The 19,105-nt window shown below is 43.3% G+C and carries 17 protein-coding genes; 7 read left to right on the plus strand and 10 right to left on the minus strand.

Annotation, left to right across the window (positions count from 1 at the left end):
• The first annotated feature begins 186 nt into the window (after positions 1 to 186).
• Both JKM87_RS14795 and JKM87_RS14800 read left to right on the plus strand, forming a co-directional pair.
• On the plus strand, positions 187 to 1,977 hold the full coding sequence (locus JKM87_RS14795) for a S9 family peptidase (protein WP_202081147.1): 1,791 nt from the start codon (positions 187 to 189) through the stop codon (positions 1,975 to 1,977).
• Positions 1,978 to 2,230: 253 nt separating this feature from the next.
• Positions 2,231 to 3,508, plus strand: coding sequence for an ATP-binding protein (locus tag JKM87_RS14800; protein WP_202081148.1), 1,278 nt, complete (start codon positions 2,231 to 2,233; stop codon positions 3,506 to 3,508).
• A gap of 142 nt (positions 3,509 to 3,650) precedes the next feature.
• On the opposite strand, the gene JKM87_RS14805 is transcribed toward JKM87_RS14800, so the two are convergent.
• From JKM87_RS14805 to JKM87_RS14845, 9 genes are all read right to left on the minus strand, one after another.
• Complete coding sequence (locus tag JKM87_RS14805) at positions 3,651 to 3,932, minus strand: DUF3006 domain-containing protein (protein WP_202081149.1); 282 nt, start codon at positions 3,930 to 3,932, stop codon at positions 3,651 to 3,653.
• A gap of 23 nt (positions 3,933 to 3,955) precedes the next feature.
• The gene (locus JKM87_RS14810; RefSeq protein WP_202081150.1) at positions 3,956 to 5,008 is read right to left on the minus strand and encodes a ComEC/Rec2 family competence protein; all 1,053 of its coding nucleotides are present in this window, start codon (positions 5,006 to 5,008) and stop codon (positions 3,956 to 3,958) included.
• Between the two features lie 174 nt (positions 5,009 to 5,182).
• Positions 5,183 to 6,388 carry a M14 family zinc carboxypeptidase gene (locus JKM87_RS14815; RefSeq protein WP_236838859.1) on the minus strand — a complete coding sequence of 402 codons (1,206 nt, stop codon included), beginning with the start codon at positions 6,386 to 6,388 and terminating at the stop codon, positions 5,183 to 5,185.
• A gap of 468 nt (positions 6,389 to 6,856) precedes the next feature.
• Positions 6,857 to 8,407 carry a polyamine aminopropyltransferase gene (locus JKM87_RS14820; protein ID WP_202081151.1) on the minus strand — a complete coding sequence of 517 codons (1,551 nt, stop codon included), beginning with the start codon at positions 8,405 to 8,407 and terminating at the stop codon, positions 6,857 to 6,859.
• A gap of 129 nt (positions 8,408 to 8,536) precedes the next feature.
• Positions 8,537 to 8,932 (minus strand): DUF350 domain-containing protein, encoded by a 396-nt coding sequence (locus JKM87_RS14825; protein WP_202081200.1) that lies wholly within the window; start codon positions 8,930 to 8,932, stop codon positions 8,537 to 8,539.
• 121 nt (positions 8,933 to 9,053) lie between these two features.
• A complete protein-coding gene (locus tag JKM87_RS14830; protein WP_202081152.1) occupies positions 9,054 to 9,623 on the minus strand; it encodes a DUF4247 domain-containing protein in 570 nt (189 codons plus the stop codon).
• Between the two features lie 100 nt (positions 9,624 to 9,723).
• Entirely contained in the window at positions 9,724 to 10,395 is a 672-nt protein-coding gene (locus JKM87_RS14835; protein WP_202081153.1) for a PspA/IM30 family protein, read from the minus strand.
• Between the two features lie 81 nt (positions 10,396 to 10,476).
• Positions 10,477 to 10,986 carry a DUF4178 domain-containing protein gene (locus tag JKM87_RS14840; protein WP_202081154.1) on the minus strand — a complete coding sequence of 170 codons (510 nt, stop codon included), beginning with the start codon at positions 10,984 to 10,986 and terminating at the stop codon, positions 10,477 to 10,479.
• Between the two features lie 197 nt (positions 10,987 to 11,183).
• Positions 11,184 to 12,071 (minus strand): helix-turn-helix domain-containing protein, encoded by an 888-nt coding sequence (locus JKM87_RS14845; protein WP_202081155.1) that lies wholly within the window; start codon positions 12,069 to 12,071, stop codon positions 11,184 to 11,186.
• A 154-nt stretch (positions 12,072 to 12,225) separates the two neighbouring features.
• On the opposite strand from JKM87_RS14845, the gene JKM87_RS14850 reads away from it, so the two are divergent.
• From JKM87_RS14850 to JKM87_RS14865, 4 genes are all read left to right on the plus strand, one after another.
• Positions 12,226 to 13,542 (plus strand): ABC transporter substrate-binding protein, encoded by a 1,317-nt coding sequence (locus JKM87_RS14850; protein ID WP_236838860.1) that lies wholly within the window; start codon positions 12,226 to 12,228, stop codon positions 13,540 to 13,542.
• A 147-nt stretch (positions 13,543 to 13,689) separates the two neighbouring features.
• Positions 13,690 to 14,529: a carbohydrate ABC transporter permease gene (locus tag JKM87_RS14855; protein ID WP_336885192.1), complete on the plus strand. Its 840-nt coding sequence runs from the start codon at positions 13,690 to 13,692 to the stop codon at positions 14,527 to 14,529.
• Between the two features lie 11 nt (positions 14,530 to 14,540).
• Entirely contained in the window at positions 14,541 to 15,365 is an 825-nt protein-coding gene (locus JKM87_RS14860) for a carbohydrate ABC transporter permease (protein WP_336885190.1), read from the plus strand.
• 59 nt (positions 15,366 to 15,424) lie between these two features.
• A complete protein-coding gene (locus JKM87_RS14865) occupies positions 15,425 to 17,386 on the plus strand; it encodes a glycoside hydrolase family 127 protein (RefSeq protein ID WP_236838861.1) in 1,962 nt (653 codons plus the stop codon).
• Between the two features lie 225 nt (positions 17,387 to 17,611).
• Here the strand turns inward: JKM87_RS14865 and JKM87_RS14870 are convergent, their stop codons facing one another.
• A complete protein-coding gene (locus tag JKM87_RS14870; RefSeq protein WP_202081156.1) occupies positions 17,612 to 18,550 on the minus strand; it encodes an NADP-dependent oxidoreductase in 939 nt (312 codons plus the stop codon).
• A 235-nt stretch (positions 18,551 to 18,785) separates the two neighbouring features.
• On the opposite strand from JKM87_RS14870, the gene JKM87_RS14875 reads away from it, so the two are divergent.
• The gene (locus JKM87_RS14875) at positions 18,786 to 19,058 is read left to right on the plus strand and encodes an HU family DNA-binding protein (RefSeq protein WP_202081157.1); all 273 of its coding nucleotides are present in this window, start codon (positions 18,786 to 18,788) and stop codon (positions 19,056 to 19,058) included.
• Positions 19,059 to 19,105 lie beyond the last annotated feature (47 nt).

The following is a 19,105-nucleotide window of genomic DNA, read 5'->3' on the forward strand; positions in this document are numbered from 1 at the left end:
ACCTTTTGCTCCATGTATCGACTCTAGATACAGCCCTTTTTTAAAATACAAAAAGAGATACCCAGCAGGCATCTCCCTCGCTTTTTTTCGAATAACGAAATAATTCAAAAGGATTTTGCTTCTCTTTATGGAATAGTAACTATAATTCAGTACCATAACAATAACATGATAGGAGGAAATGTCCTTATGATCACTTTTAACAAACCGGATGTTGAACAATTTTTTCGTACCTACGGCATACAGACCTTTGCCGTCAGTCCTGATGAATCCCAGGTCGTGTTTAGTACCAATTTAAGTGGGAAATATAATTTATGGTCTATGAATCTCCCTCATCAGTTTCCTCAGCCATTGACATTTATTGACCAGAGCTGTCAAGCGCTTACCTTCGATAAGAACGGACGTTATATGATTGCAGGCTTTGATCAGGATGGAGATGAGAATACACAATTATACGCGCTACCTCCACAAGGCGGGACACTACAACCAGTGCGCACCAAACAAGGCTACAGACATATGGAACCGCAACTTTCTAAGGATGGTCAAAGACTATATTATACGTCTAACAAGGATAACGAAGTATACTTGAACGTCTATGTTTATGACCTAGAGAAGGATGAGGAATCACGCCTCATTGAAGGAACGGAGGCGGCGACCACTCTCGTCGAAGTGGGCCCGGAGGAATCGAGTTACTTATACTCTAAGCACTTCGCCAATACATATAGCTTGATGTACGTGCGTCATAAGGGAGAAGATATCCTGCTAACGCCACCAACGGACCAACAACATACGGTGAGTGACGCTACATTCATCTCTGAACACGACATCTATATGGTTACAAACTATCACGCCGATACATCCTATCTCGCAAAGTATGACCTTCAAACACAATCATTTTCCAAAGTCATAGACATAGAGGGCATCTCTTTGAGCACTGTTCACTATGATCAAACACATCAACACTTGTATCTCATTGGGGCCAAAGGGGTTGAAGACCGTTTATACCAGTACGATCTAAATACGGGTGAGAATAATTCTATCGATTCTCCAACGAGCGTCATTGAGAAGCTGGTTGTCAGTGAGAAAGGCAACTTATACCTTTTAGGGCGTAACGCCACTCGCCCCCATAATATCTATACTAAACCACACAACGCTACCGAATGGTCACCCTTAACCGCGTATGAAGTGCCAGGCGTACCTGAAAACACCCTCGTTGAACCCGAGATCCTCAAATATCCTTCCTTTGACGGAATGGAAATCGAAGCCCTGTTTTTCAAGGCAAAAGAGGATGTAAACAATGGTCATGTGATTTTGTGGCCACATGGCGGGCCACAATCTGCTGAGCGAAAATGGTTCAGAGCGTTATTTCAATTTCTAGTGAACCGTGGGTATAGCATATTTGCGCCAAATTTCCGCGGATCTAGTCAATATGGACTTAAATTTATGAAGATGGTTGAAGGAGACTGGGGTCATGGGCCCCGGCTGGATAACGTTGAAGGCTTAGAGTATATCATCAAGCAAGGTTATGCTGACCGAGATAAAATCCTCTTAATGGGGGGGAGCTACGGGGGTTATATGGCGCTTCTCCTGCATGGGAGACATGCTGATTACTTTAAGGCGGTCGTTGATATTTTTGGGGTCAGTGATCTGTTTTCCTTTGTCGACTCCGTTCCTGAACACTGGAAGCCTATCATGAAACAATGGGTTGGAGATCCCGTTGAGGACAGAGAAAGGTTTATTAAGGACTCACCCATCACTTATGTCGACATGATGACCAAACCGATGCTAGTCATACAAGGGGCAAAGGACCCACGGGTCGTCAAGGCTGAATCTGATAAAGTGGTTGAAGCGTTAAATAAGAACGGCACGGCTATCTCCTATATGGTGTTAGAAGACGAAGGACATGGCTTTTCCAAAAAAGAAAACGAAATGAAAGTTTATCGGGCTGTTTTAGATTTCTTTGATCAGTTTATTGAATAATAGAAGACCCTTACGTCCAAATTTTTCGTTAGTGTCAGTAACTGTCATTCCATCTATCTAAAACAGATCTATAGGACCATAGAACGATCATCAAACAGTAGCAGCCTATCCGGGTTGCTACTGTTTTTAAATTTAAAAACGACAAACATCGCACTGTTTTTATAATATTTATAAAATTTAGTTTTATTTCCCCTTGTTTCATGGTACTTTATAGATAGGTGGGAAAATTCTACTATAAAGTGGTGAGATACTGTTGTCTTTTATAAAGGACGTCCTGTTACACCTTTTCTTTATTATTTTTCCGATCTTACTCTATCAATCCTTGTGGTTGGACAAGTTCCATGCTACCAATGTGAAACAGAATCGCTATCTGATAGGTCTTCTTGCCATTTTTTCCATTTTATTATGTATGACTTTCCCAATCGTGATCGACCAGGGATTATCTGTGGATCTTCGAGCTATACCTATTATAGTCGGCACCCTCTATGGTGGTATGAGTATTGGGATCAGCAGCGCATCCGTTATGTTTGCTTATGAATTCTTTCAATTTGGTTCACAAAGTATGCTACCTACCGCGATCGCTTTTTCCCTTTACATATGGGCGCCGCTGCTTATGACCTCTAAATGGTTCCGTCTTGGTAAAAGAAAAAAAATCCAGGTCGCCTTGGGCCTTGGGGTATTGCAGCAACTTGCTAGTTTTAGCGCCATTGCGATTCACGGGAAAGTGAATACGCAATCTTTTATTCTAGGTCAGGAGAATATCGATTTTCTGCTTTACTCAGGTATTGCCCACACCCTTAGTCTTTTACTTGTGATCATGTTGTGTGAGCATGTGAGGGAGATGACATTTATCAGAGGACAATTAGCGGCATCAGAGAAACTTAACATGGTAAGCGAGCTTGCTGCAAGTGTCGCTCATGAGGTTCGTAATCCTCTTACTGTCGTACGTGGATTTATTCAGCTATTAAACGATCCTACAGACCAAACGAAACAAAATTACTCGAAGCTCGTCATCTCAGAACTTGACCGTGCCGAAAGAATGATCACAGAATACCTCAATTTAGCTAAACCTCAAACAGAGGTGAGAGAAGTATTAGAAGTTGGTGATCTCCTCTATGAAGTGAGTTCGATCATTTCGTCCTATGCTGTAATCCGTAACGTGAGCATTCACACGGATATCAACCAGGACTTGTATGTTTTTGGAGATCCCCCGAAACTGAAGCAAGTCTTCATGAACGTAGTGAAGAACGCTATTGAAAGCCATGAGGATGTAGGAGACGTATGGATTCATGCCTTTCAAAAGAGACAGTATGTCATCGTGCAAATCAAAGATACGGGAAGTGGTATGTCAAAAGAACAGTTAAACAGACTGGGGCAGCCTTTTTACACGACCAAAGACAAAGGGACAGGGATTGGCCTTATGGTCACTTACCGGATTATTCAGTCCTTACGGGGACGATTAAGACTTACCAGCGAACCGGGCCAAGGTACCACCGTAACGATTTTTCTGCCCACAGCTAAGAAATTCTAGTTGTGGGGTCTGTACACTGCCTGCTCCATGTGCCATCCCCCTCTAAACTACTATTTATCGTCAGTCAAACCATGGTGTTGCTCAGCTTGCCTTAGCAGTTTCAGCTTCTTAGTCGTTTCAGCTTGCCTCAGGCCGTTAAGTGTTAAAGCCTTCTAAACTTACTGCCTTTGGAACGTTGGCGCAATTTGTCCAACTTCTGTTTCATCAGTTTTTTCCGCCTTACGGTCTCTTCTTCATCTATTTGAATATGGAGAAGATCTTCTTCGGTTTCCTCTAAAGTGAGCCACATCCCTTCTTTTGCGCCTTGGGGCAAATTCTCTACTAGAACCGTACGTTCTGTCTCCTCATCTCCCACTAACAAAGTCGCCCGCTGAGCGTCCATACGGTCGATGACCGCTCTCTTTTTCTGATTCTTAGTGTTCATCTTCGTACACTCCCTGCAGTATGCTAGTCTAGTACTACTTCATAGTCTTCTCCATCCGTTGTAACAAGCATTGTACCATATACATCTGTACCGTAAAGAGGGATGCCGCGTTGCTCAAAGCGTTCTACCACTTCCCTGTGTGGATGCTCGTAGGAATTATCTTCTTCTGCTGAATAAATGGCCACTTCAGGCTGGACTTCCTCTAAAAATACTGTCGTATTCGAGGTCGCGCTTCCGTGGTGTCCAGCGTGAAAGATCTGTGCTTGTATATCTTGTCCGCGAGCAATGATTGCTTCTTCTGTTTCAGCTTCCGCATCTCCGGTGAACACAAAGTTAATCTCTCCGTAACGAAGACGTACAGCGAGCGAAGATCCATGTACATCACCTGTTAAGGTATCAGGGTTTAAGATATCAATGATAAGGGATCCTACGTCATAATGTTCACCCGCTCGTGGTTCGTGGTAGGTCACATCCGTAGCATCTATTGCTTCAAGCATATTCTCGTAAGTACGTGACGTATGCGGTTCTCCACTCAACCATATCTCTTCCACCTCAAATACATGTAAAATTTCATCGATCTGCCCAATGTGGTCTGCGTGTGAATGTGTGCCTACAATCACATCTATTTCTTCTATCCCGAGCGTTTGTAAATACGAAACGACGTCATCTCTATTGTGACGTCCGGCATCGATCAACATAGTAAAATCGGGCCCTTGGAACAACGTCGCATCTCCTTGACCTACATCTATAAAATGCACTGTTAGCTCGCCCGATGGATGCGTTGCTCCGGACAGGTTCTGATCCTCATCCTGGACATCTTGCCCATCTTCTGCAGCGCCAGACAATAAGGTTTGTGATAGTGCGGTTAGGTTCGCTTCAAAGTTGTCTTGCATCCACTCTTCTCCGGGTTCTGTTACGGGGAAAAGCAACGTCAACAAAATGATGATAATCGAGGTTAACTTTTTTCTTGTTGGGCGTCTCGTGCTTCGGAGGATCAGTTTAGGATTAATCATGCCAAAGGCCCATATAATCGTAAGCATAAAGAATATCAGTGCGTTAAAATCATGGTGTGTCATGGTGTAGCTCCTTTCTAAAGTGACAATAACGATGATGTACCTCGTATTTTATACCATACTTATAAGCATAGCAGTCATAGAGACATTAAAAAGACCGCAGAGAGGATCTACGGTCTCGATATATTCTATATTTTCGCATGAAGGGTGCCATTGTTGTCCGCCAAAACCATCTGCCTATCGATCAGTCAGAGGAATATGCTCATAAGCTTCAGGATCTAGATCATACACCGATCCATCTGCAACACCTTCTAATATTCCGTAAATACCTGTCTCTACAGCCTTCACGAGTTGTCCCTTCTTCTTCTGACCAAAGCTCTGGGTTTGCCCCCGCACTTCAAACAACACTGTGCCACTGCCATTTAAAGCGAAGGAACCTAACGCTGTTCCAGGTAAGTCAAGTCCTTGAGGATAGAGTGTGATGTTATCGAAAGGAGAATTCCCCATCTTTTGTAGGCTATCATACACGGCCACATTCAACTGTCTTGAGAAATCATAGCGATACTGTTCTGCGTATGCCCGATACTTTTTCCCTTCTTCACTTGAGGGGTGTGGGACAAATTGGCCTGAGATGGACATGGTGACCAAATCATCCGTATCTTCAACATAGTAATACGGACCTTGATGGTGTAAATCAACAAAGACTTCTACTTGGCCATGCTCCTCCAGAAGTGACTTATATACATCCCTCACCGTTTGGGCTTCAGGGGTAATGTACCACCCGGGCTGCGAAGAACGGCCAGGAAAATCGGCCACCTGTGGTTCATAATCAAGGTCAGGGTTAAAATCACGGTTGACATCAAAGCCCGGACGTTCCCCGTATGGATGGCCTTGTAACGTTCTCGTATAATAGTTCCAAGTCGGTTGACTATCCGCTAGGTGAGGAAATTTTTCCACAACGTCATCCCAACGCATGTCATTCGCTCTTCGGTTCAACTCCGAAGCGTCAGGGTTCATCATGGGTATCGCCACTAAAGTGACATTGTCTCTTATTTCCTTCGCGTGTGATGACTGACTTGAGCCTAAATATTGGAGGACGGATAGAAGCGCATTCGTTCCTGTCTTCTCATTACCGTGGATCTCACTTTGTATGAGGATAACCCGTTCTCCAGTCCCTACTGTAGCCTTATAGATTTGACGACCCTGATGAGAGTTTCCGGCGACTTCAACCTGTACGCGTCCCTTACTGTTATGCTCTATTTGCTCTAGACTGCGCCCTAACTGTTCATAACTTATAAAACCGTCTACGGAATAATGTTGCTGGCTTGGTGTGCCAGGGGACTGAATCCTCTGTGCATCCACGTGCCCTAACGTTGGTGCTAATACGCTCACCATGAATAAACAACTACATACCACCATACTTACACGTTTTAAACGTCCCATGATTATTTCTCCTTCCTAAAATTTTGATTCACTTATCATCACCTTTATCTTAATGCTTGTCCAAACGGAATTGTGTCACATTGGGTCGTCTATGTTTTGTCGTAAATGATCATGTTTGAGCCTATTTTGTTAGAAATGCATATAATATAACCTCAATAAAGGTTAAAACCCTTACTATATCAGCAAACTAGGCCTTTAATCGTGTTTTTGGGCGGTAGGTAAACCCGCCAGCACTTCCCATCATGTCGCATTTCTGAGTTCATCTAGCCATTACCATGGGTGGGGGTTGGAGCGCACACGCCTACTCCTTTACCCCATTTGAACAGATTAATACTAACTACTGACGGTTCAATTGCACGCTTGACTGTAGAGCCAAAAAAAAAAACGCCTCCTTGCATTGAACTAGGAGACGATGAAACACACTGAAATGTTCGTGAATAGTACCTTCTTCAATATCTCTACCTTATTTTAATAATGCCGCCAAGCTCTCTCATACTTCTCTATAAGATGAGGATCTATGAGTGTGTTTGGCTTCAGTTCTACACGTTGACCATCCTTGTCTACCACATTTGGCCCTTCATCTTTTCCAAATTGCATGAGGGCAGGTAGCACATCATGAGATAAAAACTTAGTGTCTACCTCCACCTTCAATTGATTAACGTTTATAGGCTCTCGAGAGGCCATAACAAATCCCCAGTTTCCGAAGCTTGGGATGTCAACATGAAAGTTTTCCACGTAGAGTCCCGTACTTTCAATCGTTTTGCTAATCGTCCAATAAACTTCTCTAGCAAAAACTGGACTTGTCCCCTGCACCATCATGGCGCCACCGGGTTGCAGACGGTTTCTAAGTAGAGAGTAGAATTCTTTAGTGTACAATTTGTTTAGAGATTCATTGTTAGGGTCAGGAAGATCAACGAGGATCACGTCATAGAATTTATCCGTATCCTCCATAAATTCAAACGCATCCATGCTAATGGCCTTCACGCGAGGGTCATCTAAGGCATAGTGATTCAAGTCAGTGAAATGAGGGTTCGTCCGAGCAAGTTCAACGATCCTTGGATCGAGATCCACTAACGTGATACGTTGGACCGAATCATACTTTAAAAGCTCACGTACGGCTAAACCATCTCCACCCCCCAGTACGAGCACATCGCGATCAGTATTACTTGCAGACATCGTCGGGTGTACCAACGTTTCATGATAACGATGTTCGTCACTTGAACTGAATTGAAGCGAACCGTCTAAATATAGCCTTGTATCCCCCTGTTCTTTTGTCACGATAATCTTTTGATAAGTGGTTTGCTCTGAATGGATAATGGGATCACGGTAGAGCTTTTGCTCAAAGGATAAAGCGGCCTCTTCTCCCACAATAGCGCCCCCGACAAGTATAGCCAGAATGACACTAGCCAGCACAGCATGCTTGCGTAAATGCTTAATTTCATGGCGAAACATGTACAGTAACCACATCGCTACTAAGATGTTAACAATGGCCACCAAAAAAGCCGTTTTGACCATACCAAATTGAGGACGAAGAAGAAGAACAAACAAAAGTCCCCCTATGAGCCCGCCAGCATAATCTGAGAACAGCACACGGGCGGTGCTTCTCTGTAGAGTCACACCGATCTCATTCGCTTTACGAATAAGAATGGGCAGTTCAATACCGGTTAATGCCCCGATCGTTAAAGTTACGAGATATAAGAATAACGCGTCCGATCCACTACCAAGGTAAGCTGTAATACCAAACATGAGGAAGCTAGAAAATCCACCGATAATCCCGATCAATATTTCTATCCATATAAAAGATAATATCAGACCTTTTGTTACCTTTTCACTTAGTGACGCACCAATCCCCATTCCCGTTAAAAACAAGGAAATAGTCAGGGTATACTGTTTGACACCGTCTCCTAATAAATAGGAACCTAGAGCTCCAAACAAAACTTCGAAGATAATCCCACAAATGGACACGATCCCAGAAGCCCAATAAATCGTTTTACTCTGCGTCACTTTATGTTGGTCCATTGCCATTACTATCACCTAAATCGTGTGTTTTTCATACTGATAAAAGGCTTGCCATCACGTTGTGCATGACAAGCCTTTCTTACTGAGTCCTGTCTTGTGTATGTGTGGCACTAGCCATTCACATTGCCATTAAGTGATAGACGCGCCAACGACGAACGCAAGCCCAACAGAAACACAGAAACTGACAATACCGACTGCAATGTTACCATTTTTCAACTGTTCGCCAACAGTAAAACGACGTGTCAAAAAGTCAAAGATAAAATACGCCGCGATTTGAAGGACCACACCATATAATCCCCAGATCACCGTATCCATGATGATGTTACTATGGTAAATCGCAAACGCTAAAATCACGCAAATCCCTATAATCTTACCGCCCACTGATAACGCGATGGCCTTATTACCACTTTCAATTTCTTCCCAATCTTTGTATTTGGTTGTCACTAGCTCAAAAACGTATAAACCTACACCTACAATGGCGATTGAAATAATAAAATAGTAAAACGTGATTAAAAATAAGTTCATCATCCTTTTAACTCCTCCTACTTCTTATAAATTTTGACATCGTACAAGGTTCGCCAACGCCATTGGGCCTCAAATGACAGATTCCCCTTGCGTGTGTCACTTTATTCTTTATTGTAGCCGTTTACTTGCCCGTTCCGGGTCCCCCACCTCGCGTTGATCCTCCTCTACTAATAGGGGGAGCGGTTGGTCCTCTGTAATATCCACCACCGACAGTGTTATACCCCCCATAACATTCACCAGAGGTTGACTCTTGGCACCGATTGGCTTGCTTCGTTTTCCAATTCCTAGTATCTAGCATTCGATCTAGTAGCATATAGGTGTACATACCTTGAAAAAAGCTAGGTCGGTAATTCTCACGCACGAAACCATAAGTGGCCACTTCGATTAAAGTATTGTTCTCATCATCTTTCGTTAAGATCACAAAGTGGTCATCATAGATGAGAGATTGCTTATCGTCGACTTTGGTCGATATTTCCTGTGGTTCCTTTTGCTCTGTTAAATAGTTCACAACTTGGTCAATAGATTCGTCGTCTGCCCGATATACTCGAGATACATCGCTATGATGGCTACTGCTTGTGATAACATCCACGAATGTATATTTTTGACTTACGATTTCATCAATATCCTGTAGTCCACACCCTGCTAAGATTAGAATAAAAAGGAGCATCACACCCCCGAATAGTTGCTTCATAAGAACACCTCGAATGATACGACTTCTTAAAGTAAAATTAATTAAATAAAAGGCCTTGTTATACTGACACTTAAGAAAGAGAATAGGCAGTAAGGCGCGCCTATTCTTTCCCCATCTTCTTTTTCAACGCTGCTAATTCGTCATCGACATCGCTGTTAGCATCTAACGCATCTAATTCATCATCCAAACTACGGTTAGCGGATTTAAGGTCTTCGCTCGTTTCAGCTTCTGCTTCAAAGCGCATGACTTTCTCTTCCATACGTTCAAACCCACGCTTGGATTCATCGTTTCCTACATTGGACATGGCGCGATTCATTTTAGTCCTAGTTTTAGCTGACTCAGCACGGGCTTTTAACGTATCCTTTTTCAGCTTCATTTCTTGGTATTCTTTCTTCATTTCATCTAGCTTTTCACGTAATTGATTGGAATCGGCTTTTGCTTGATCGTAAGACTCTTTTAACGTATCTGCTTGCTCTTGCTGTTGTTTCTTATCTTCTAGGGCACGGCGAGCGAGGTCTTCGTTACCTGCTTCTAACGCCTTCATGGCCTGGGCTTCACGTTTCTCCACCAAGCTCTCGGCATCATCGTACTTTTTCTTGAGCATTTTTTCATTAGCAATCTGTTTGGCGACAGAAGATTCGGCTTCACGAATATCCGCTTCCATCTCGCGCATGAACTCATCGAGCATTTTAACCGGGTCTTCGGCTTTGTCTAACATGGTATTCAACTCTGAGCTCACCAACGTTTTAACACGCTTAAACATTTTAAACATCTTCATTCCTCCCAATGATTTTTTTATTAAATAAAAGGTTCAGCATACTTTTTTTCAAAAGTCTTTCCAATAACGAATTTTTTAGCTACCAGCCAGGATTTTTATTTCATACTCCTCTATCTCATAGCCAGAGCTGACCTCAATTTGACTGCCCCATTTTTCCACGGATAGAAATTGCTCCTCCTCGTCATCAGAGAAGTCGTAATAATCGATGGTCATACCATCCACATTTTGGCAACGCCCAGTGCCTTTAATGCGCGCACTACCCTGCTCGTTAAGATGGTACTTCACCCCATCGTATGCGATGTCCTTTGGTATTGGTTCTGTCAGTTTAAGCGAAGGTACCTTACGATAAATACCCAATTCTAGCTCGTCGTCCATTTCAACACTCAACCAAATGGTGTTCTGATCTCCTTGAAGCTGGTACGCTGTCCACTTGAAACCATGATCGTTATAATCTAATCGGCCAACCACTTGGTAGTCCTCAAGGTCATATGTGACAATGTCACCCACCTTCATATTATGTACTGTTCTTTCCTCTACTGTCGGTACAGACTTTTTCTTGTTAAACAAACGATCGAAAATCCCCACTCCACTCACCTCGCTTTAAAAAACAATCTTAAATATTATTACATTATCTCATACGAAACACTTCTATAATGGTTTCATATTTTACTTCATTTATCTACAATTTTTATTAAATTTTTATACCATTTGTAGAATGATATGACAATAATTGTGAGTCAAACCATGTTTATGAGCTTCTCTTATCCTTATCCAGCAAATGACTAATGGTTATTAAAATGGATCTTGCAAAAAGCCCTACGATATTCTGTTGGGGTTATTTTTTCGTACTTTTTAAATAATCTCATAAAATATTTTTCGTCTACTATCCCCACTCGATATGAAATTTCTTTTACCGTGAGTCTCGTACCCGTTAAAAGGTCTTTGGCTTTTGATAGCTTCATTCTATGAATATATTCCTGTAACGTAATGCCCGTTTTCCTTTTAAACAGTCGTGATAAGTAATCTTTGTGATAATTAAATCTATTGGCAATATCTGAGACTGATAACATGTCAGTAGCATGAATACGCGTCCATTCCATAATATCATATATTTGAATGTCATCTTTGGCGCTATCCGAATCCAGTAATAAATCAGATAATGTTTGTTCAGAAAGCTCGATGAGGACTGACGTCATCAAGTAGTTCATACTCATTCGTGTGTAGTAGTTGGCGTTATCGACATGCAATAATTGATTAGCTAAAATGTTCAAACGCTCAATGGCTGAAGGCGTTGTAAACAAAGATAAGTAAATCTGTTTGATATCGTTTTTTGTGTGGGGTTGAGTACGCATGGCAAGGATCTCATCGTTCAATTTCTGGTCGTCAATTAAGGATTTTGAACATAAGAAATGAAACCAGTAAAAGGACACATTTTTATGACACACACGGTAACCGCGATGGGTTAAATGGGGAAGGAGGATCACGGCTTGACCGGGATTCACTTCATATTGCACACCGTCCTGCTCCATATAAAGTGTTTCATTTACACCAATAATCAGTTCATAACTGTCAATCACCCTTTTGGAATGTGTCCAAGGTACTTCTGTGACAAACCGCCCCCCAGAGATGTATTCCACCGGACGTTCAATATCTAATTTAAGGTATTTCATATTCCATCCCCCTTTTCTCACACCTTCTATTTTTCGCATTACTCAGTTAAAGTCAAAATCGTCCACCTTTTATTGTTTAATGGCTACCGACGAGTGAAACATGAGCTGATAATATTGTTTTAAATCAAATATGTGTAAGGAGGAGGTATCGATTTTGAGAAGGCCTATTGTCATGTTCCTAGTCATGGTGCTTTGTATGAGTTTACTCGCCGGTTGTTTGAACCGATCCACTGAACAAACGGCTATGAATCACGATCCAAACGATGATAAGGTGACCCTTACGTTCATGGGGTGGGAAGCAAGCCCGCTAGAGACCGAAAGCGTGCAGAGAGGGTTGGACAATTTCATGCAGGATCATCCTCATATTGATGTGGTCTATACACCGGTCCCTAATGAACAATACCATTCAAAACTGTTAACGATGATGGCAGGATCAACGGCACCTGATGTATTCTTCATAGGTTCTGAACAGTACCGCGATTTTCAATCCCGAGATGTTCTTATGAATCTAACTGAATTATTTGGACAGGATTTCTCTTTAGATGACTTTATTCCTTCATCACAAGACATTATGACCATTGATGACCAGATTTACGGCATTAGCAGTACGACCGTGTCCCCCGTCCTGTTCTACAACAAAGACATTTTTGACGCCGCCGATGTCCCCTACCCACCCCACGACCCACAAGACGCTTGGACATGGGCTGAGTTTGTTGACGTGGCCCAACAACTCACCTTTACAGAAGGCAGTCAAACGGAGCAGTATGGGGTCTATGGCTTAGAAGCCTTTTATATGCATGTGGGCCTCATCCTGAGCAATGGGGGACAGGTGTGGGACGATCAAAAGAATATCGTCCTTAACTCTCCTGCATCTCAAGACGTCTTAACAGCGATTAAAGCACTAAGAGAAGAACATGGCGTTAGCCCGGAAGCGAGATATCTAGAAAACGTGGGTATGAATGCAGCCCAGATGTTACAAACAGGCAAAATAGCCATGATGGTAGACGGTTCTTGGGCTTTACAAGAGCTGGCCCAAATGGGATTCCCCGTCGGTGTGGCCCCGCTACCGAAGTTTGGGGGGCAAGCCACCACACATGGCCAGGCTCATTTAAATGCTGCCTGGAGTGAAACGGAGCATCCAGAGGAGGCCTGGGCTTTAATAAAGTACCTCTCATCTGAGTCTTATCAATTAGATTTAATACGTGAAGGACTGTGGATGCCGAACAGAACCAATATGTATACACAAGAATGGATTGATCAATGGCACAATCCAGATGTTCACCCTGAAGGTTTTGTGGCCATGACTTCGTTCTTCAAAGATTCGAAACCGTTTCCATTCGCTTTAAATGATAAGGCTGCGATTAACGATATCATAACAGAAGAGCTTGACAAGTTCTTTTATGGTCAACAGTCTGTAGAGGACACGCTCCAAGCTATTGAGCAACGCGGGCAAGCTGAACTAGGGAAATAAATCAATAGGGAGAAAGGGGGGAGTCTTTTGAAGCCTGAACATCACCCCAATGGTCATGATCAACATCGATTTAATCTGAGCCACAAAGAAAAGCGTCCATTTCAATCTTGGTTTCAATCATTTTTTTACCAAGACCGGACATGGGCCATCATTTTCTTGCTTCCCCACCTCGTCCTATTTTGTGCCTTCATGTTGTTTCCCGTTGTTGGTTCCTTCTTATTAAGCTTTACACAGTGGGATCTTATAGGGGACATCGAATGGGTGGGGAGCAGTCACTATGTGGCACTGCTAAACGATGCCGTATTTGTTGAAGTGTTTTGGAACACCATCTATTTCACAGTCGTATCCGTGCCTATTGGTATATGTCTCTCTCTTGTACTCGCCGTTGCACTCAATCAAAAGATAAGAGGGATAAAGTTCTATCGAGTAGCCTACTTTCTACCCGTCATCTCTTCAATGGTCGCTGTTGCCGTGATTTGGCAATGGATATATAACCCAGAGTATGGATTATTTAATTTTCTATTAAGTGTGGTCGGTATAGACGGACCAAACTGGTTAAGCAGTGAGACTTGGGCCATGCCGGCCATTATACTCACCAGTATCTGGAAGGGTATCGGGTTTAATATGCTGATCTTTCTAGCAGGACTCCAGGGTATTCCGGACAACTATTATGAGGCGGCAGACTTGGATGGGGCCTCCATGGTGCAGAAATTTCTTCATGTGACGCTCCCATTGTTAGCACCAACGACGTTTTTCGTTACTATCATGTCCGTAATCAACTCTTTCCAAGTCTTTGATACCGTCTATCTGATGACTGGAGGCGGACCTGGACGCTCATCTTCCGTCATTGTCCATTATCTCTACCAAAACGCATTTGAGTACTTCAAAATGGGGTATGCGAGCGCGATGGCTTATGTCTTATTCTTTCTTGTGTTCATTTTCACCATCATACAATTTTGGCGCCATAAAAAGAAAAGTGTTTACTAGGAGGTGCGAACGTGAGAAGGTCTCTTAGAAGTAAAATAATCGCTCACACATTCCTCGGGTTGGGCGCCATAACCATGATATTCCCTTTTTTATGGATGATCAGCACCTCGCTTAAAGATATCAGTGAAGTGTTTGTCTTCCCTCCGACATTCTTTGGGGAGGACATTCGATTTGATAACTATCTGCAAGTGTCTGAACGCTTTCCTTTTGGTCAGTTTTTCGTGAATAGTCTGAAGGTGACGAGTATCGTGGTCATCGCTCAACTGATAACAGGATCTATGGCTGGATTCGCCTTTGCTCGTTTACAGTTCAAGGGTCGTGATGTCCTCTTCGCCCTATATCTGGCCACCCTTATGGTACCACCTCAAGTGACGATGATTCCTAACTTTATCACGATGACGCACTATAACCTCGTTGACACTCACGCAGCGCTATATCTCCCGCAGATGGCCAACGCGTTTAGTACATTTTTGCTTCGACAATTCTTTCTAACCATCCCTAAGTCACTAGAAGATGCAGCGAAGATCGATGGTTGTACACCGTTTGGTATATACTGGCGCATTTTCTTGCCCCTTTGTAAACCTGCCTTGGCCACGCTCGGTGTCTTTATCTTCATGTTTGTATGGAATGATTTTATGGGCCCCCTAGTGTTTATCAACTCCATAGAAAAAATGACGCTACCGCTCGGGTTAGCCTCTATGCAAGGCATGTATGCGACCGACTGGCCCGTTCTGATGGCGGGGACAGTCATTAGTATACTGCCAGTGATCATGATTTTCCTTTTGGCACAAGATTTCTTTATCAAAGGGGTTACTTTATCCGGCTTAAAAGAGTAGTGATGGGGGCAAGCCACCCCTTCCTATATAACTTACTTTTTTTAAGGAGTTGAAATGATATGAAACATACCCAAACAGGTCTGATGCGACCCGTCAACTTAAAATATGTGAAAGTGACAGACGCATTCTGGTCACCATGGCAAGCCCTAGTCAAGGATACCATTATTTCCTATCAGTGGGACGCTTTGAACGATCGCATCCCAGGGGCGGCACCAAGCCACACGATAGATAACTTTGAGATCGCAGCAGGGAAAAAAGAAGGTCAACATTACGGCATGGTCTTCCAGGACAGTGACTTATATAAATGGATGGAAACGGTGAGTTACGTTCTCGCAGCTAATCGAGACGAGAAATGGGAAAAGGTCATGGATGAGGTTATTGAGCTGCTAGAACAAGCCCAAGAAGAGGATGGATACCTTAACACGTATTTCACAGTGAGTCATCCAGAAGAAAAATGGACCAATCTCAAGGACGATCATGAACTATACTGCGCGGGACATCTCATAGAAGCCGCTGTCGCTTACTATGAAGCAACAGGGAAGGAAAAAATCATCCGCATTGTGGGTCAATTAGTCGACCACATCATGACCGTGCTGGGGCCAGAACCCGGGAAAAAAAGAGGCTATCCCGGACACCCCGAGATTGAATTAGCGCTAATTAAGCTCTATCGCGTCACAAAAGAGGAAAAGTATCTTCAGCTGTGCCAATTCTTTATAGATGAACGCGGGAAGCAATCGCCCCATTATTATGATGTGGAAATTGAACAACGTGGCGATGATCAAGTTCAACGGGGCGTTCATAACTATGACTATTTTCAAGCCCATCTCCCAATGAGGGAACAAACGACAGCAGAGGGCCATTCTGTACGCGCCGTTTATTTATACAGTGGCATTGTAGATTTAGCGGTTGAATTAAGCGACGATGAGTTATTACAGGTGAGCAGAACGTTATGGGAGAATACAGTCAATAAAAGAATGTATATTACAGGTGGCATCGGTTCTTCCGCCTACCAGGAAAGGTTCACCGTCGATTATGACCTTCCTAACGACCGCGCCTATACAGAAACGTGTGCTGCGATTGCACTTATTTTCTGGGCACAGCGAATGATTCAGGTTGATGGTCACGCCCGTTACGCAGATATCATGGAACGTGCCTTATACAATGGCGCGTTAAGCGGCATATCGCTTGATGGTAAACGTTACTTCTATGTCAATCCGTTAGAAGTATGGCCACATACCGCGAATCACCGGCATGATATGCACACAGTGAAAACAACGAGACAACCGTGGTTTGGATGTGCCTGTTGTCCCCCTAACATTGCCAGACTGCTCGCCTCTTTAGGGGAATATATTTACTCAGCAAATGATACCGAAGCTTATGTGCACCTGTTTATTGGCAGTGAAACACAATTCGATTTTAACAATCAAACGGTCTGTTTAAAACAAAGGACCGACTACCCATGGGAGGGCAAGGCCAACTTTACGGTTTCAGCAGCACAACCCGTTGATTTTACACTAAACATACGTCAACCGGAGTGGTGTCAACAGGCAACCGTACAGCTGAATGGCCAGACACTCTCATATACGACTAACAAAGGCTATATCAAACTTCAAAGGACATGGCATCCAGGTGATCAGCTTACCCTAGAGATGGAGATGCCAATCAATATCGTTCACGCCCATCCTGAAGTTCGTGAAAATGCGGGCAAGGTCGCTTTACAGCGTGGCCCTATTGTGTACTGCCTAGAAGAAGCTGATAACGGTCGCAACCTCCATGATATCCATTTAGCCCAAGACGCATCGGTTCAATCAACCTTTGAACCCAGCCTGCTAAACGGGGTGACGGTTCTTACCGGGAAAGCGTATCGCACGGACTCTACCCATGTACCAGACCAACTTTATACCACCCAGGTCTATCCTAAGATTCCGTTCGAGTTTAAGGCGATCCCTTATTACACTTGGGCTAACCGGGGAGAAGGTGAAATGCTCGTTTGGTTAAGAAGTGATCAAACGACATCGTAAAAGAGTATTAGAATGTAATTCGGATGGCGGCTGAACAATAAATTGAAAATGTAAAAGAGCAGAGAGTCCCGTGATAGGCTTTCTGCTCTTGTCTTTCTCTTTTATGTAGCAAAACTTGTATAGCTTAGACATCTATAGCAAACGCTTGTATAGCTTAAAATAATTGAAGACGAGCGTACAATGGTCTTGCACAGATCTTCGCCGTCATCTTCTCTTGAGAATCTATTATGGCCGAACATTAATCACGATTTTCCCTTTAGCATGATGACTTTCACTCAGTTGATGCGCCTCTTGGAGCCCTTCTTCTGTCAAAGGAAAATGATGACCTACGATAGGCTTAACTTGCTCGTTCTCCATCAAGTCAGCGAGTTCTTGCAACTGTTCACCGTTGGGGTTAAGCCATAGAAAACCTGCTGTTACATCGTGTGCCTTGGCCTGCTCTTCATCCGGTGGTGCTACAATAGAGACGAGTTTGCCTCCTGCTTTCAATACGTCGTAACTTCTCTCTTGAATGTCTCCCCCCATAGAGTCAAGGACGAGATCATAATCTGCAATGACGTTCTCAAAGTCTTGCTCTTTATAGTTAATAAAAGTATCCACCCCGAGTGATTGAAGCAACGCTTCATTTTTCTCACTGGCCGTTGCAGCGACGTGTGCGCCTACGCTCTTAGCAATTTGAATCGCAAATGTTCCGACACCACCTGCACCGGCGTGTATCAGTACTTTATCGCCAGACTTGAGTTGACCAAAATCAATCAGGCATTGCCATGCGGTGAGACCTGCAAGGGGCACAGAAGCAGCATCTCCAAAACCCATGTTATGAGGTATTCTAGCTAAGTACTTCTCTTCTGTGACGATATACTCAGCGTAACACCCGTTGGACGTCGTATCAGGGCGGGCAAAGACACGGTCTCCAACCTTAAAGGCCGTGACATCAGCACCTACTTCTTTCACGACGCCAGCTGCATCCCAGCCTAAGATAATCGGGAATTCAAAGCTGAGCATCTCTTTTAAGTGACCTGCTCTGACTTTCCAGTCGATGGGATTAACGGATGTGGCGTGCATTTCTATTAAAACCTGATTCGCCTCAGGGGTTGGTATTGGTACTTCTACTTCCTTTAGCTGTTCTGGTCCACCATACTGTTCAATAATAATTGCTTTCATTATTCTACCTCCTCCATTGAGTCTATGACCATCTATGTACACTTCCCATTCTAACCATATTTCAAACGTCAATACTCTCATCCCACATCACACCTATGAATTTCCGGTCTGATTAAGATCAGGGAGCAACACTATTTTTTTGAGAACATGGTATATTTCCCGATGAGGCGGTCCATACTCGTAATAAATTCCCCTTTACCATATATATCCTATTTGCTGAAAGGAGGGATGACGGATGAACAAGACACAGTTAATTCAACAGTTAAAGGATAAGACGGGATTGTCTAAAAAAGATATTGAGTTAACAGTGAATGCATTCATCGAATCCGTTACAGAGACACTTGAAGCTGGTGAAAAAGTACAAATCGTAGGATTTGGCCATTTTGAAACACGTAATCGTTCTGCTAGAAAAGGACGTAACCCTCAAACGGGTCAAGAGATTACGATTCCAGAAAGTCGAGTGCCTGCATTCAAAGCCGGAAAACAGCTTAAAGAAGCGGTGAATTAACCGTTTTGTGCTCCCTTACACCAACAGAAGACATAACGCCACAACAT

Source organism: Caldalkalibacillus salinus (assembly GCF_016745835.1).
Lineage (GTDB): Bacteria > Bacillota > Bacilli > Caldalkalibacillales > JCM-10596 > Caldalkalibacillus_A > Caldalkalibacillus_A salinus.

Excerpts from the sequence above, each read along its gene's own strand:
- JKM87_RS14795 (WP_202081147.1), top strand. The coding sequence starts at position 187 with ATGATCACTTTTAACAAACCGGATGTTGAACAATTTTTTCGTACCTAC.
- JKM87_RS14805 (WP_202081149.1), bottom strand. The coding sequence starts at position 3,932 with ATGAACACTAAGAATCAGAAAAAGAGAGCGGTCATCGACCGTATGGAC.
- JKM87_RS14810 (WP_202081150.1), bottom strand. The coding sequence starts at position 5,008 with ATGACACACCATGATTTTAACGCACTGATATTCTTTATGCTTACGATT.
- JKM87_RS14815 (WP_236838859.1), bottom strand. The coding sequence starts at position 6,388 with ATGGGACGTTTAAAACGTGTAAGTATGGTGGTATGTAGTTGTTTATTC.
- JKM87_RS14820 (WP_202081151.1), bottom strand. The coding sequence starts at position 8,407 with ATGGACCAACATAAAGTGACGCAGAGTAAAACGATTTATTGGGCTTCT.
- JKM87_RS14825 (WP_202081200.1), bottom strand. The coding sequence starts at position 8,932 with ATGAACTTATTTTTAATCACGTTTTACTATTTTATTATTTCAATCGCC.
- JKM87_RS14830 (WP_202081152.1), bottom strand. The coding sequence starts at position 9,623 with ATGAAGCAACTATTCGGGGGTGTGATGCTCCTTTTTATTCTAATCTTA.
- JKM87_RS14835 (WP_202081153.1), bottom strand. The coding sequence starts at position 10,395 with ATGTTTAAAATGTTTAAGCGTGTTAAAACGTTGGTGAGCTCAGAGTTG.
- JKM87_RS14845 (WP_202081155.1), bottom strand. The coding sequence starts at position 12,071 with ATGAAATACCTTAAATTAGATATTGAACGTCCGGTGGAATACATCTCT.
- JKM87_RS14865 (WP_236838861.1), top strand. The coding sequence starts at position 15,425 with ATGAAACATACCCAAACAGGTCTGATGCGACCCGTCAACTTAAAATAT.
- JKM87_RS14870 (WP_202081156.1), bottom strand. The coding sequence starts at position 18,550 with ATGAAAGCAATTATTATTGAACAGTATGGTGGACCAGAACAGCTAAAG.
- JKM87_RS14875 (WP_202081157.1), top strand. The coding sequence starts at position 18,786 with ATGAACAAGACACAGTTAATTCAACAGTTAAAGGATAAGACGGGATTG.